This is a genomic window from Bulleidia sp. zg-1013, from assembly GCF_019798045.1.
GTDB lineage: Bacteria > Bacillota_I > Bacilli_A > Erysipelotrichales > Erysipelotrichaceae > Bulleidia.
Genome location: NZ_JAGXEX010000004.1, coordinates 42,058 through 56,955, shown reverse-complemented (window position 1 = coordinate 56,955; position 14,898 = coordinate 42,058). Strand labels below are relative to the sequence as shown.

Here is a 14,898-nt window from a genome sequence, read left to right as displayed (position 1 = left end):
GCTCTCTTACCGTAGTCTTTAGCCTCTTGAAGTAGTTTGTCCAACTCTTCAAGGGCTTTTTCTTTTGTGTGGATAGTGGGCATAAAATTCAGAAAAATCACTTTTATTCTGTAAAATTAAATTGTCTGGATTTGACTTTTCATTTAAAGACAATGTACTAAAGTCGGTAGAGATGACACTGCTTTGGGATGATCCTTTTTAGGTTTAATTTGTCAAAAATTGATTCATGAAGGTTTTATTTAAAGATTTCATTGAAAAGAAAGGGTTTTCATAAATATTAAAAGAGTTAAGATAGATGTAAAGATATAAATAAAACAGGAGGAAACTATGACAAATGGCAAAATTTTAGGACTGGATATTGGTGTTGCTTCGGTTGGTGTCGGGATTATCGATAGTCAAACAGGCGATATTCTTCATGCTAGTTCACGCTTATTTAATTCGGCAAACCCAGACAATAATGTAATAAGAAGAACGAGACGCTCTGCCAGAAGATTACTCAGACGTAGAAAACATCGTGTTGAAAGAGTGGAAGAGTTATTTGATCGGTATCATATCGAATATTCCTTAGGAAATGAAAATTACAATCCATACGAAATTCGAGTGAAAGGATTAAGCGAAGAATTGAGCCCTGAGGAACTATTTGTGGCATTAAGAAATTTGGTTAAACGTAGGGGGATTAGTTATTTGGATGATGCGGAAGAGAATGGTATGAATTCGTCTAGTGACTATAAAGAATCTATTCAAAGAAATAAAAAGCTTCTTAAAGATAAAACCCCTGCTGAAATTCAGCTGACGAGATTAAAAGAATTTGGTCAAGTTCGAGGGGATTTCACCATTGAAAAAGATGGACAAAAAATTCGCATCATCAATGTTTTTTCGACCGGTGATTACCAAAAAGAAGTCCTTAAAATTTTTGAACATCAACCACAACTTTCAAAAAAATTTCAAGAAGAGTATTTAAAAATCCTTTTAGGAAAGAGAAAATACTACAAAGGACCAGGGAATGAAAAATCCAGAACAGATTATGGTATTTACAGAGAGAATGGAGAAAAACTAGAAAATTTATTTAGTATTTTGATTGGTACTTGTTCGTATTATCCAACTGCAAGAAGAGCAGCAACTTGTTCTTACTCTGCACAAGAATTTAATTTCTTAAATGATTTAGTGAATTTGAAAGTTCCCACAGAAACGAAGCATCTTTCGGAAGAAACTAAGCGTAAGTTGTTAGATGCTGTTAAAAAGGAAAAGGAGATGAATGGATCGAAGCTGATTAAGAAGCTGATTAAACTGATTGCCAAGGAACTCGGCTGTAAGGAAGAAGATATCACAGGATTCAGAAAAGATTCAAAGGATAAACCAACTTTGCATACATTTGAACCATATCGTAAATTAAAGAATTTCTTTCACCATTTGGAAAATGAAAATGAAAAAGTAGATATTGATGCTTTGATTGAAAAACAAACAACTTTTTATCAACATATCCAAAAAACCCCAGATGATTTTAAGTTAGGTATTTTTGATGAATTGTTGGAAATTTTGACCATCAATACGGAAAAAGAAGGAATAGAGGAATCCATTAAAAATAGATTGCCAAATCAATTTTCAGATAAGCAAATTCTTTCTTTGTATCAATTTAGAAGAAAGAATTCACAGTTGTTTTCAAAAGGTTGGCATAGGTTTTCAGTTAAGTTAATGCGTTTGCATTTGATAGAAGAACTGTTCGTTGGTGACAAAGAACAAATGGCGATTCTTTCTGAAATGGATCATATCAAGTCGGTAAAAGTTTCGAATAAAACGGTTTATTTAGATGAACAAATCGCCACGGACGAAATTTATAATCCAGTCGTTGCTAAATCAGTTCGACAAGCGATTAAAATTATCAATCTAGCCATGAAAAAATATGGAGACTTCGGTTATATTATGATTGAAATGCCACGTGATAAAAATAAGGAGCCAAAAAAGAAGGAAATTGAAAAAATACAAAAAGAAAATAAAAATCGAAAAGATAAAGCGTTGGAAAGAGTAGCACTTCTATATTGTGGTAGCGATGTATTGCCAACCGAAAAATATTTCAAGAATAAAAAGTTGCATGAAAAGATTCTGCTTTGGGATCAACAGGATGGCATTTGTCCATATTCTGGAAAACACATTAGTCCGATAGATTTAGTGGATAATGTTATGCCTTTAGAAATTGATCACATTATTCCATTATCGATTTCTTTTGATGATAGTTTTCATAACAAAGTATTGGTTTATCGTGAATATAATCAGGAAAAAGGGCAAAGAACACCTTTTCAAGCCTTGGATACAATGGAAACGGCATGGTCTTATCGAGAATTGATAGATTGGTGTTCGAATAATAAAAAATTAACGAAGAAAAAAAAGGAATATTTATTATCGCAAGAAGACTACAACAAAATAGAAGTAAAGCAAAAATTTATAGCTCGAAATTTGGTGGATACAGCCTATGCTTCTAGAACGGTTTTAAATTATTTGACTTCTGAATTGAGGAGACTAGGCAAAGAAACAAAAGTCGGTGTTATTCGTGGAGCTTTTACACATAATTTAAGAAAGAAGTGGAAAGTTGATCCAAGTGGTGAAAAGAGTCGAAAAACCAATCATCATCACGCTATTGATGCTTTGATTATTGCGGCTTCAGCGAAGTTAAGATTATGGGAAAAGACAGATAATCCAATATTTGAAGATTATAGTATTGGAATTAAGGTAAATCAAGAAACCGGAGAAGTGGTGGATATTACGGATAGTGAATATAAGGAATTGGTATTTAGTCCTCCGTATGTGAATTTTGTGAATCAAATTCGAGAATCTGGTTTTATGGATTCCATTAAATTTTCTTATCAAGTGGATTCCAAACCAAATCGACTCATATCTGACGCAACAATTTATAGTACACGTACAACTAAGTTAGGCAAGGATAAAGAAGTTATCTATACACTTGGAAAAGTCAAGGATATTTATTCAGACAAGGGATATGAAAAATTTAAGGAAATTTATAATCACGATAAATCTAAATTCCTTCTCTTTCATAAGGACCCAGATACATGGTATAGTGTTATTGAAGTGATTCTTTCACAATATCCTGATAAAAAGACAGGAGAAGACGGAAAAGAGATTAAGGTAAACCCATTCTTGGAATATCGAAAAGAATTTGGAATGGTTCGGAAATTAAGCAAGAAAAACAAAGGACCAGCGATTAAAAATTTAAAATATTATTATAAGAAGCTTGGTTCACACATTAATATTTCAGATAAAGTGGATAGCAAGCATAAATTGGTAGCGTTAAAGTCTTTAAAACCATGGCGCGCTGATGTATATTTTAACGAAGAAACAATGAAATATGAAATCCTAGGATTGCGTCACAGTGATTTGAAGTTTGAAAAAGGCGCATATGTTTTGACGGATGAAAAATATCAAGAAAGACGAAAAGAGGAAAAAATTGGCGAGAAGTCAATCTTTAAGTTCTCATTGTTTACCAATGATTTCATTATGATTAAAGATGATTTGGGAAATGTTTTGAAGGCTCGCTTTTTATCAAGGTCTAAGCCAAATAGCAAGAATTATGTGGAATTGAAGCCGATTGAAAAAAATGAGTATGAGGGAGGAGAAAATTTAATCCTTCCAGAATTGGGAACTGTTCCGAATAAACAGCGCCAAAAACCTCAGTGCCAAAAACCTTTGGGAAAAGAGAAGATTTCTATTTATAAAATTCGAACAGATGTGCTGGGGAACCAATATCTAATAAAAGAAGAAAAAGGTCCGATGTTTAATATTCAGTTGTAAGGGGTTGCTATTTTTGTAGGAAATGGTAAAATGAGAACGCAAAGGACGCTTTGCACATTCACTTAAAACTTGCTAGAGCCTACAAAAATAAGGCTTAATGCCGAACTCAACACCCCTTCAGGGGTGTTTTTCGTTGTGAAAGGAGAATTATATGGCTTGGCGTACGGTATATGTTTCAGCAAGTGAATATATGCGTTTAAAATTAGACAATTTATTTGTAGAGAAAAATCTTGAGCAGTTCACAATTCCATTGCAAGATATTTCTATGGTGATTGTGGAAGGTGGAACAACGGTGGTGACGGTTCGTTTATTAGCAGCTTTAGCAAAATATAATATTGTTTTGGTTGTGTGTGATGATAAGCATTTACCAGCTGGAATCTATCTTTCTAGTAATCAACATTTTCACGCTTATAAAAGATTGATGTGCCAATTATCTTGGGGTCAGGAACAAAGAAACCAAATTTGGAACCAAATTATTAAGTATAAAATTTTAAATCAAAGAGAAGTCTTGTGTTTTTATGAAAAAGATTTAGAGTCTACGAAATTATTACTTTCGTATATTGCTGAAATTCACGATGGTGATGTTTCGAATCGGGAAGGACATGCCGCAAAAGTTTACTTTAATAGTTTGTTTGGGCAAGGTTTTAAAAGAGAAAGTCAGTGTGAAACGGATGCCATTAATGCAGGAATGAACTATGGATATACTATTTTTAGAGCTCAGTTAGCTAGAGTGGTTTGTGGCACTGGATTAAATCCGATTTTGGGTGTTTTCCACAAAAACGAATATAATTCTTTTAATCTTGTGGATGATTAAATTGAACCTTTTCGGCAAATTGTGGATATGTGGGTTTATGCGAATCTTCAGCAATCTCAATTTCTTACCTTTAAAAACAGGAAAGATATTGTTGCTTTATTGAGTTGCAAAGTGATTTATGACCAACAAAAAATGACAGTATCAACAGCGATGGAAAAGTATGTGGCAGCGTTCTTGGAAGCAATGGAATCAGGGAATTATACACATTTCCATTTTCCACTTGCCTCGAGTTTAATATATGAGGTATCTGATGAGGTATAATGCTGTGAGATTATTATGTTTATTTGATTTGCCAATGGAAACTGCTCAAGAAAAAAGGGCATATCGTTTATTTCGGAAAAAGTTAATAGAAAATGGCTTTGTGATGTTACAATTTTCTGTTTATTATCGAATTTGCCCAAATAGAAGTTTTGCGGAAAAATACAAACAAAAATTGCAAAAGTCGTTTTTACCAGAAGGTAATGTAAGGCTTTTGTGTGTTACGGAAAAGCAATTTGAAGATATGGTCGTTATCGTGGGAGGGAAAACAAAGCAAGAGGATATTGTTGGAAAAAATGCTTTGGTTATTATATGAGATGGAGTATACCAACTAAAAGAAAAGGGAATATTGAATTAGAAGTTTCAAATTTCACTCAGTTGACGGGGACGAATAAACAATTAATTTTTGATATTATGCAAGTTGTGAAGTGGTATTTTTGTGGTAGAAAATACACGGAAGAAGATTTATCGCTGTTTTTTCAAAATGAACTAATTATTGAAAGGGAGATTGGCACTGTTAAACGGGATAGTTTCAAAGTGATTTGTTTGGATACAATGGAAAGTATATCCAATCAACTTGGGTTTAAAAAAAGTTCTATTTCTTTTGAATATTTGAAATATGTGATGAGAAAAACTTCTTTTGAAGGACATTTGGAATTGCTTAATAATGAATTGTTGTCTTTAGTCCAACAAATAGATAAAGATTCTGCCATTTATATGGAAGAAAGCTCGTTTCATGTGGCTATAAAAGAAATATTGTCGGAAAACATTATTCAAAAATTTTTAAATCCAGTTTTTGCATGGAGTGATATGGAAGTAGCTTTTGAATGGTTAGACAACTTTGAAAAAATGTTTTTGATTTTAAAAATGTTGGAATATATTCTTATGAATTCAGATGAAGATTATTTATTGATTTTAGAAGGAATGGATCAATATTTGACTGGGGATCAATATCAAAAGATTCTTAAGAAATTGAATCAAATCAGTGAGCAATATCATTTGACAGTGGTGAATGAGGTTTTTGATGGGGAATATTTATGGATGGAAGATAAAACTTTACCAAGTATAAATATTATTTCGGATTACATAAATCATTTCCATGATTTAGAATTTATGAAAGAGAGATTTATGAATGAGTATCCTACTAATATTGAGATGGAGGATAAAGAAATGTTAGAGGTATTGAGAAATGTAAGCCAATTTATATTTACTGAGAATTTGGAGCGGAAATCAATTTCGGAGTTTGATTTGATAGCGACTGCTATTATCAATAAGCTATATTTACTGGAAATTTCACCAAAAATTTCGTATAGAGAGTGTTTAGAAACAGAAAAGAATTTTCAAAAAAAGTGCTATTTTAATGTGAAAAATAATGGTAAAATTGAGGTGTAGAGGATAAAAACCTTAATTTGAGGTTTTTGTACTCTAAAGTTTTAAGTGAATGTAAAACATGTTTTGAAGCAGGCTTTACATATAGCCGTTTTTGTACTCTAAAGTTTTAAGTGAATGTAAAACATATCCATGGGTTTTTGAAACTTTAAAAGAGTTTTTGTACTCTAAAGTTTTAAGTGAATGTAAAACGGGGCAGAGGTTGAAATTATTGACAATTTGTTTTTGTACTCTAAAGTTTTAAGTGAATGTAAAACGAGATTGGTATGAATCATACCAATTGAATAGTTTTTGTACTCTAAAGTTTTAAGTGAATGTAAAACTAGTTCAAATTTCAGCACTTGCAAAAGATGGTTTTTGTACTCTAAAGTTTTAAGTGAATGTAAAACTATTAGCCGGTCATAAGATAGAAAATGATAGTTTTTGTACTCTAAAGTTTTAAGTGAATGTAAAACTTGTTAGCACGAATTTAGAGAAAGGAAATCGTTTTTGTACTCTAAAGTTTTAAGTGAATGTAAAACGAATATTAAGCGTGATAGCTTAACAGACTTGTTTTTGTACTCTAAAGTTTTAAGTGAATGTAAAACGGCGCTTCTATACACTGTATATAGAGCTGTGTTTTTGTACTCTAAAGTTTTAAGTGAATGTAAAACCTTTGTTTGTATTGGATGTTATCTTCAACTGTTTTTGTACTCTAAAGTTTTAAGTGAATGTAAAACCAATTAGAAGAATTATCAAACAATAAGGGGTTTTTGTACTCTAAAGTTTTAAGTGAATGTAAAACGCTTTTTGTTAAAAAATACTGCTCCACCACGTTTTTGTACTCTAAAGTTTTAAGTGAATGTAAAACAAGTAAGATCTTCATCCTTTGGTGTACCATGTTTGACACCATCATCAATTTGTTCCCTTTCTTTGTTGTTGCTCATGTCCTTGTGTTTGCCTAATTATCAAAACTCTTCCAGCCTTGATAACTATCGTGAATTAACACAAATAAGGTTTGTTGGTTATATCATAAATATTTTCTATATTTCCATAAAAACCGACATCCCCACTGAAACATTAGGTTTCATATTGAGAATATCGGCTTATTTTAAATCAAATTTTGATGACGATTACCAAACTATTTTTAGATTTTATCATCACTACCAAAAGTGATAATCTTCTTCATGACTGCGTCTTCAATATTGGTTTTAACTTGCTTTGTTAGCTTTTTAGGATCAATTTCTTGACGACTAACAACCGCACATTGATTTCGGATAGTATCTGTATACACCTTTTTCAATTCAGTGCCCACGTTGATTTTACTCATACCACAATCCACACAACGCTTAAAATCTTTATCAGGAACACCTGTACCACCATGTAAGACTAGATGGCACGGAACGAGATTCCGTATGGTTTGAAGACGTTCAAAATCAATTTTAGGTTCTTTTTTATAGAAACCATGGGCAGTACCAATAGCTACCGCCAAGGCATCCACTTTCGTTGCTTCATAGAACTTTTGAGCATCGCTAGGATTTGTTAATAAAGCATCCTCCTTGGAAACAACGATGTTATCTTCCACTCCACCAACATGACCGATTTCAGCTTCTACACTAGCTCCATACTTACGAGCAAATTGAACCACTTCCACGGTATCATGGATATTGTCTTCATAACTTTTCGCAGAAGCATCAATCATGACAGAACCAAAACCAGCCACAATCGCTTCTTTACACAAATCAACTGAAGTGGAATGATCCAGATGTAAACAAACAGGAATATCCACGGCTTCAGCAATACCTCTGACCATGCCTACAATTTGTTTTAAACCAAAATAACGAACCACACTCATAGAGGCGGCCACAATGATTGGTGCATTTAATTGACTGGCAGCATTGACAATGCCTTGGACATCTTCGTAACCATTAAAGTTAAAAGCCCCGACAGCGAATTTTTGATTTTTTGTATTCCTCAAAACTTCCTTTAAATTAACATAAGACATTAGGCTACCTCATTATTACGATTCTTTTTAGCGTATACACGTTTTTCATGAATAATCATCAAAGAGGCAACAACGAAGACACCAACAATTAAGGCTAGTAAGAATCCGGTGATGTTTTCAACGATTGGCCACATGAAGAAACCATAGGAAGACCCCGGGAAAACATTAGCTCCCATGCTGAAACCAATTGCTCCACCAATACCAGAACCAATCATACAAATAGGAATAATCATTGGATCCATGATAATAAATGGTAAGACACCTTCAGAGATACCCAATACCCCTAAAATTAAGCAAGATAAGCCACCAGCTTGAAGCTGAGGATCAAACACATCTTCTTTTAATAAGTGCTTGGAAATCAAAGTAGATAAACCAATACCAATAGGTGGTATCAAAGCTCCTAACATTAAAGCAATGTAGGAATAGCCGGTATCAAAATACAATTGTTTACCAATGGTACCAGCCATTTTATTCGCCGGTCCACCAAAGTCAAAGGCACGAGCAGCCCCTAAAGCTGCCGATAACAAAGAGCCTCCTCCTTTACCGATGGAGTTAACAATGGTTTTACTGAGTAAAGAAAAACCGGAGCCAATAGGAGCAATCACAAAGTAGGCGATAATAGCGGTGAATACACCTCCCAAGACAGGTAAAATAAATAACGATTTAACACCAACATATTTTCTATCCAGTTTGATGAGTGTATTAAGACTTTTCACTAGATAACCAGCGCAAAAGCCAATTAAGACAGCCCCAATAAATCCTGAATTTAAATGAACGGCTAAGTAGCCACCCAGCATACCGGGAGAAAGACCCGGACGGTCGGCAATAGCGAAGGCAATATAGCCGGCTAAAACAGGATACATCAAGCTAAACATTCCTTTACCGGCAATTTGGTTCAACCAGCATAAAATATATTTCAAGCCGGTAGCTTCTTTGATAATATCTTTAGTTCCAATATTGACATTGAAGATGGTTTGACCAAGTAAAGTTGTCAATCCTAATGTAACTCCCGCAATGACGATGATTGGCATCATGTAAGAAATACCGGTCATGAGTTGTTTATGAATATTTTCTAATTTTTGTTTATTCATTTAAGAATACCTCTTTTCATCATTTCGTTTTTAATAAGTTCATTTCCTTTTGCGATGACATTTTGAAGCGAAACTACGAAAATCTTATGTTGGTAGTTTTGAAATCGTTCAAATTCTCTAACAGCAACAGCCGCTGTGATAATGACAATATCAGCCCTGTTAATATCATCGATGGTTAATTTGTTTTCGATACCGATAGAACCTTGGGTTTCAACCTTGAATTCAGCTCCGAGATTTTGAGCCGCCTTTTCAATAGCATCCGCCGCCATATACGTGTGTGCGATTCCTGTTGGACATGCGGAAATACCAATTACATACATTTCATTTCCTCCTTTATATATTTTCCACTTTCTAATCGAATGATTTATTCAAGACTTGCGCATAGTTCTTGATAAATAGCATCTTGATTGTTTTCGGATGTAAGTTGAGCTCTAAAATCTTCATCCATCAGCTTTTTTGCAAGCTTGCTTAGTAATATCAGATGCAAATTGCATTCGGAATTAGCGGGTACAATAATCGAAATAACAATACGAATGAGCTGACCATCTAAACTTTTCCAATCAATTCCACGATTGTTTTTAATGAATAGAATAGCGGGTTTTAAAACACAAGCATCTTTGGCGTGTGGAATGGCAATTCCATCGGTAAAACCGGTGCTGATTTCGTTTTCTCGCCGCCAAAGGCTTTGATAAAGACTTTCCGAATCACTAATTAGGCGCAATGATTCAGCTTTTTCACTAATAAACTTAAAACAGTCATCTTTGGTTTCAATATTCATATTTAAAATCACGGCTTCTTTATTAAGAATGGCATTCATGATTCATCTCCTTCGTTTAAGATATGGATAAATTCGAGGTAGCTGTAAGAAGATAATAATTGATCAACAATTTTATATTCGCCAATTTTTTTATACAGTTTTTTGAGTATTTCAATTTTATTCAGGTCTTTACGATTGAGTAATAGGATAAAAATTAGTTGTACTTCTCCTGTTGACCAAATGATTTTTTTATCATTTCTAAAGACGGCGATAAAGGATTTGAAATCGCCACTTTTAATAGCGTGCGGCATAGCGAAAAGATGACCGATTTCAGTGGTGGATAGTTGTTCTCGTTCCATGATGGCCTCCATGAGGTCTTGTTCAATAGCAAGGGTATCGATTAATTTCTTTTCAATGATGGTCAAGATTTCATCTTTATTGCGACCTTGAATATTGAAGAATAAGTTTGGACTGAAGAAAAAGTTTAGATTGTTGTCGGTGGTAAAATCCAGCTCGTAGTTGTCCTTTAATAAAACATCACCAGCATCGATTAAAGGGATATTGGATGGATAATAATCCAACTTGGTTGTGGTAATGATGAAATCCGGGGAACTGTTGATAGCAATGTTCAAAAAAGTTGAAGGATAAACACCGATAATTTCGATGTCATCATATGTTTTTTCGATTTTTTGTTTGACAATCAAAGAGGTTCCTACACCATAATTGCAAAGGATGATGGCAGTTTTCTTTTTGTTTATTCTCCTAGCCGAAGAAGCTAAATGAATGGCTAAGTAGCCGATTTCATCATCGGATATTTCCAAATCAAAGTGTTCTTTAATTAAGTTTCCCAGTTTAATAGCGTCATTGAATTCAACCAGATACTCTTTTTTGATATTGCTTAATAAAGGGTTGATGAATACGTTTGGAGTATTGGTGCGTTTGATTAATAAATCCATGTGAATGAATAATAGGTTATAAAAGTTATCATTGAATTGATAATAATCAGGGTTTTCTTGATGAATTACCGCCATTGCCATGTGAATAAAGTCTTTAATTTTATTATTGGTGACATCGGAAGCTGTTTCCTTATTAAGAATTGTATTGGTACTGATATAATGAATTTCCTTGTCGTCCATGTTGAGTTGAAAGGATTCGTTAATTTCGTTGACAATTTCCTGAATGAAAGAATCGTCTTCATTTCCTTGGAAAGTAGAAGCGGCTTTGGTGTGGGAATTTCTAAAAGAAGCCGCAATAATCACTACTAATAGATTGGAGTAATCCATATCCGACAGAATGAAATGATAGTCGTATAATTTATTTTTAATGATTTTTTCTAGTAATTTGAAATTTTCTTTGTTGAAGATGGGAAGAATGGTATCGACGATGCGATTGTTGTTGAAAATCATGTATTCTTGGATGATTAAATTTCGAATATGAGCTTCACTTCCTTTGATTTCAATTCCATAATTTGGTTTTGAAAAGTACGTGAGGTGATATTTGTTTAATAAAGACTCCACGTTTTTTAATTTAGAACTGATAACCGATTCGCTATAATACAATTTTTCAGCTAAGTCTGTAATGCTGGTCGGTGAGTTCTGTAGAATTTCCGCAATGATTTGAAGTTCAATGGTATTTTTTGAAGAAATATCCAGCTCTTTTTGTAAGTTTAATAGATGGTTGTGATTGTCGAAGGATAATTTATAACCTAAATGTTTATGTAACTGGAGAGTCATGTGATAATCCTTCAATTTATCTTTGATATCGGAAATGGCTCTGCTTACCGTACGGTTGGATATGGATAAATCATCAGCGATTTTTTGAATATGAATATATTCACCGTTTAAAAACATTTTTAAAATGCTTGTTTCTTTATCGTTAAACATATAGCCCTCCCTAAGCCTATGATAAATAGAGTCATCAATTTAATTAATTTACGAAATGTCACCATATATGGACAAGTAATAGAGTTTGTCTTGAATGGATGGGCTTGGCTATGTTTTTCACAAAGAGTAGATAGATTTACATGTATCATCTCTATTGGGGGGACAATCAACTACCGAAAGTGTTTCATTTTTCAAGAAATGGCTTTATAGGAGATGGAATTTAAAGGGATAGAGAGGTAAATAAAAAAAGATATTATGAATGACTTTCTTTTCGGGAATGGATTTAAGGATAAAGAAGCTAAAATCAAATTGACTTAAACAAGGTTTTGAAGTATCATATTTCATGTCACTTTATGGCGTGAGCCCCGGAAACTCAGTCAAAAAAGGAGAAATTATTATGCGTCAAACAACTATGTTAAAACCGGCAGAAGTTAAGCGCACTTGGTATGTCGTTGATGGTAATGGCAAAACTTTAGGTCGTTTAGCAACTCAGGTCGCAACTATTTTAAGAGGTAAGCACAAGCCTACTTATACACCAAATGTGGATTGTGGAGATTATGTAATCGTTGTGAATGCAGACAAGGTTCAAATCACAGGCGATCAAGACTTCAAGAAGTTCTATTACAGTCATTCTCAATTCCCGGGTGGATTACGTACAAGAAGCACTAAGGAAATGCGTGAAAACTATACAATTGAATGGGTTGAAAAAGCCATCAAGGGTATGTTACCACACACAAAGCTTGGTGATGTTATGCGTACTCATTTATTTGTTTATGTTGGAAATGAACATCCACATGCTGCTCAAAAACCGGTTGTGATAGAAGTTAAATAAGGAGGAAAAGACAGATGGCAACTAAGAAGAAAACAGGTGTTACCTACGTTGGTACAGGTCGTCGTAAGACATCCGTAGCTCGTGTCTTTATGACTCCGGGTACTGGTGTAATGACAGTGAATGGTAAAGCGTTAGAGGAATATCTTCCATTAGCAACGTTAAGAATGGTTGTTAATTCACCATTAGTATTAACAGAAACAAAAGATCAATTTGACATCAAGGTTAATGTTTATGGTGGTGGATACACTGGTCAAGCCGGTGCAATGCGTCATGGTATTGCTCGTGCTTTGCTTGAAGCAAGTGAGGATTACCGTCCGGCTCTTAAGAAGGCCGGTTTCTTAACGCGTGATTCTCGTGGTAAGGAACGTAAGAAGTACGGATTAAAGGGTGCTCGTCGTGCTCCTCAATTCAGTAAGCGTTAATTCAACGTATTATTGCAAATATTCGGAAAGTCCCATCTATAGGGGCTTTTCTTTTTGTATTTCTATGATGATTGTTTTGATTAATGCCCTTCAATGGACTTCTGGTGTTTTTATTATTAGGCAGTAAAAGAGGCTTTAATATCTACTTTTCTAGCACATATCCTTTGTACAAGTATGATAAAAGGGAACTTTTAAAAATATTGGAGTCTTTCCTTTGGTGTTTACCTATGGTTACCGGATGGTCTATTAGAAAAAAGTATGATATATTATAAAAAACATAGTTGCAGGGAAAACAGCCTACATAAGTCCTGCACTTTTCTATGTCTATAAACGTAAATGAGATAGGGCTTTCATACTAATGGATAGTTGGCTTTATCAAGAATGAAGAAGGAGAATTTGAAAAGTATGAAACAAATGGAGAGAATTGCCGGCTTTATTTTGCTTGCAATTGTAGTATTGTTCGGCATGTTTGGACTGAGTTCCTCTATGCTATATTTCAGGTTATTGATGGGTGTGCTTTTAGGCTATGCGCTATCAAGAGGCTATATGGGCTTTGCGGGAAGTGTCAATCGTGCCTATAATGGTGGTTCTACTAAATTGATGAGGGCTTTGATGTTTATGTTTTTTGTTACGGCTGCAGTTAGTACTGCGGTTTTATACAATGCGGATGTTTCAAAGTTTGATCTCTGGATAAATCCGATTAATATTGGCTTGCTTTTAGGAGGACTTCTCTTCGGTTTTGGTATGGCGTTTTCGTCTTGCTGTGCATCGGGAGTATTGACAGACCTTGTAGCTGCATTCCCAAGAGCTTTTGTTACCTTAATATTTTTCTGTATGGGTGTTTTTGTAGGCTTTCCAATTCAAAATACAGCAAGCTGGGTACAGGATTCTCTGATTAAAATTGAAGGAAAAAACGGTGTGTATTTTCCGGATTTATTCGGATTTGACGGTTTACAGGGTTACCTAGGTGCACTCATTTTGACTGGAATCCTTTGCCTTATCGTAGTGAAGTTGAGTTATATCTACGAAAACAGAAGAAAGAAAGCAGGTACATATTTTGGGGTCATAAGTGAAACCGCACAGCTTTCTGGTGAAAAGAAGTCTCTGGAAGAAAGTGGAGAGGTTTGTCCTTTCTGCGAGAACGGTTATGAGAAAATCTTTGTACGTCCATGGAGCTTAAAGACAGCGACTCTTGTCATTTCTGCTGTTTTTATACTTCTGATGGGTGTTACTAAGGCTGGTTGGGGAGCAAGTACACCATACGGCTTCTGGTTCGGGAAAATTCTTATGGTCTTTGGAGTTAAGGTAGATGCTATCGTAGAGTTTACAAAGGGAGTGGCAGGACCTTATGAAATGCCTTTCTTTAAGCATCCAATAAATGTACAGAATATTGGTATTGTCTTAGGCACATTGTTCTATATGCTTACTTCTAACAGCTTCTTATCCACATGCAAGGCAAGTCTGAAGATTAATGCAAAGCAAGCCTTCTTCTATGCCCTTGGTGGATTTGCAATGGGATTTGGAACCAGACTTGCTAACGGATGTAACGTAGGAGCTTTATATACTCCAATTGCAAACTTCTCCTTATCTGGATGGATTTTCCTTGTCGTCCTAGTAGCTGGAGGAATTATCGGGAATATGGTGGCAAAAAAAGTTCACCTATAAAA

General features: G+C 34.4%; 13 protein-coding genes and 1 CRISPR repeat array. Of the genes, 8 read left to right on the top strand and 5 right to left on the bottom strand.

Going from position 1 to position 14,898, the window contains the following annotated elements; genetic code table 11:
* Positions 1–327 precede the first annotated feature (327 nt).
* The 5 genes from cas9 (at position 328) to csn2-St (ending at position 6,265) form a co-directional block, all read left to right on the top strand.
* Positions 328–3,801 carry a type II CRISPR RNA-guided endonuclease Cas9 gene (gene cas9 / locus K7I92_RS04405; protein WP_220282217.1) on the top strand — a complete coding sequence of 1,158 codons (3,474 nt, stop codon included), beginning with the start codon at positions 328–330 and terminating at the stop codon, positions 3,799–3,801.
* Between the two features lie 151 nt (positions 3,802–3,952).
* Positions 3,953–4,615 (top strand): type II CRISPR-associated endonuclease Cas1, encoded by a 663-nt coding sequence (gene cas1, locus K7I92_RS04400; protein ID WP_220282216.1) that lies wholly within the window; start codon positions 3,953–3,955, stop codon positions 4,613–4,615.
* A gap of 27 nt (positions 4,616–4,642) precedes the next feature.
* Positions 4,643–4,876 (top strand): hypothetical protein, encoded by a 234-nt coding sequence (locus K7I92_RS04395; protein WP_220282215.1) that lies wholly within the window; start codon positions 4,643–4,645, stop codon positions 4,874–4,876.
* 4 nt (positions 4,877–4,880) lie between these two features.
* Positions 4,881–5,189, top strand: coding sequence for a CRISPR-associated endonuclease Cas2 (gene cas2, locus K7I92_RS04390; protein WP_220282214.1), 309 nt, complete (start codon positions 4,881–4,883; stop codon positions 5,187–5,189).
* Positions 5,186–6,265, top strand: a complete 1,080-nt coding sequence (gene csn2-St / locus K7I92_RS04385; RefSeq protein ID WP_220282213.1) for a CRISPR-associated protein Csn2-St — start codon at positions 5,186–5,188, stop codon at positions 6,263–6,265. The genes cas2 and csn2-St overlap by 4 nt, the downstream gene beginning before the upstream one ends.
* 22 nt (positions 6,266–6,287) lie before the next feature.
* Positions 6,288–7,112: a CRISPR direct-repeat array (repeat unit 36 nt; unit sequence GTTTTTGTACTCTAAAGTTTTAAGTGAATGTAAAAC).
* Positions 7,113–7,388: 276 nt separating this feature from the next.
* Here csn2-St and K7I92_RS04380 read toward each other — a convergent pair.
* The 5 genes from K7I92_RS04380 to K7I92_RS04360 are packed head-to-tail and all read right to left on the bottom strand — an operon-like array spanning position 7,389 to position 11,977.
* Entirely contained in the window at positions 7,389–8,246 is an 858-nt protein-coding gene (locus tag K7I92_RS04380; RefSeq protein WP_220282212.1) for a class II fructose-bisphosphate aldolase, read from the bottom strand.
* Positions 8,246–9,337: a PTS fructose transporter subunit IIC gene (locus tag K7I92_RS04375; RefSeq protein WP_220282211.1), complete on the bottom strand. Its 1,092-nt coding sequence runs from the start codon at positions 9,335–9,337 to the stop codon at positions 8,246–8,248. Before K7I92_RS04375 ends, K7I92_RS04380 begins: the two co-directional genes overlap by 1 nt.
* On the bottom strand, positions 9,334–9,657 hold the full coding sequence (locus K7I92_RS04370) for a PTS fructose transporter subunit IIB (RefSeq protein ID WP_203245181.1): 324 nt from the start codon (positions 9,655–9,657) through the stop codon (positions 9,334–9,336). The genes K7I92_RS04375 and K7I92_RS04370 overlap by 4 nt, the downstream gene beginning before the upstream one ends.
* 44 nt (positions 9,658–9,701) lie before the next feature.
* Positions 9,702–10,154, bottom strand: a complete 453-nt coding sequence (locus K7I92_RS04365) for a PTS sugar transporter subunit IIA (protein WP_203245182.1) — start codon at positions 10,152–10,154, stop codon at positions 9,702–9,704.
* Entirely contained in the window at positions 10,151–11,977 is a 1,827-nt protein-coding gene (locus K7I92_RS04360; RefSeq protein ID WP_220282210.1) for a transcription antiterminator, read from the bottom strand. The genes K7I92_RS04365 and K7I92_RS04360 overlap by 4 nt, the downstream gene beginning before the upstream one ends.
* A gap of 397 nt (positions 11,978–12,374) precedes the next feature.
* Between K7I92_RS04360 and rplM the strand changes: the two genes are divergently transcribed.
* The 3 genes from rplM to K7I92_RS04345 all read left to right on the top strand — a co-directional run bounded on the left by rplM (position 12,375) and on the right by K7I92_RS04345 (position 14,896).
* Positions 12,375–12,809 (top strand): 50S ribosomal protein L13, encoded by a 435-nt coding sequence (gene rplM, locus K7I92_RS04355; protein WP_220282209.1) that lies wholly within the window; start codon positions 12,375–12,377, stop codon positions 12,807–12,809.
* 14 nt (positions 12,810–12,823) lie between these two features.
* Positions 12,824–13,231 carry a 30S ribosomal protein S9 gene (gene rpsI / locus K7I92_RS04350; RefSeq protein WP_203245185.1) on the top strand — a complete coding sequence of 136 codons (408 nt, stop codon included), beginning with the start codon at positions 12,824–12,826 and terminating at the stop codon, positions 13,229–13,231.
* A gap of 405 nt (positions 13,232–13,636) precedes the next feature.
* On the top strand, positions 13,637–14,896 hold the full coding sequence (locus tag K7I92_RS04345) for a YeeE/YedE family protein (protein WP_220282208.1): 1,260 nt from the start codon (positions 13,637–13,639) through the stop codon (positions 14,894–14,896).
* The last annotated feature ends 2 nt before the right edge of the window (positions 14,897–14,898 follow it).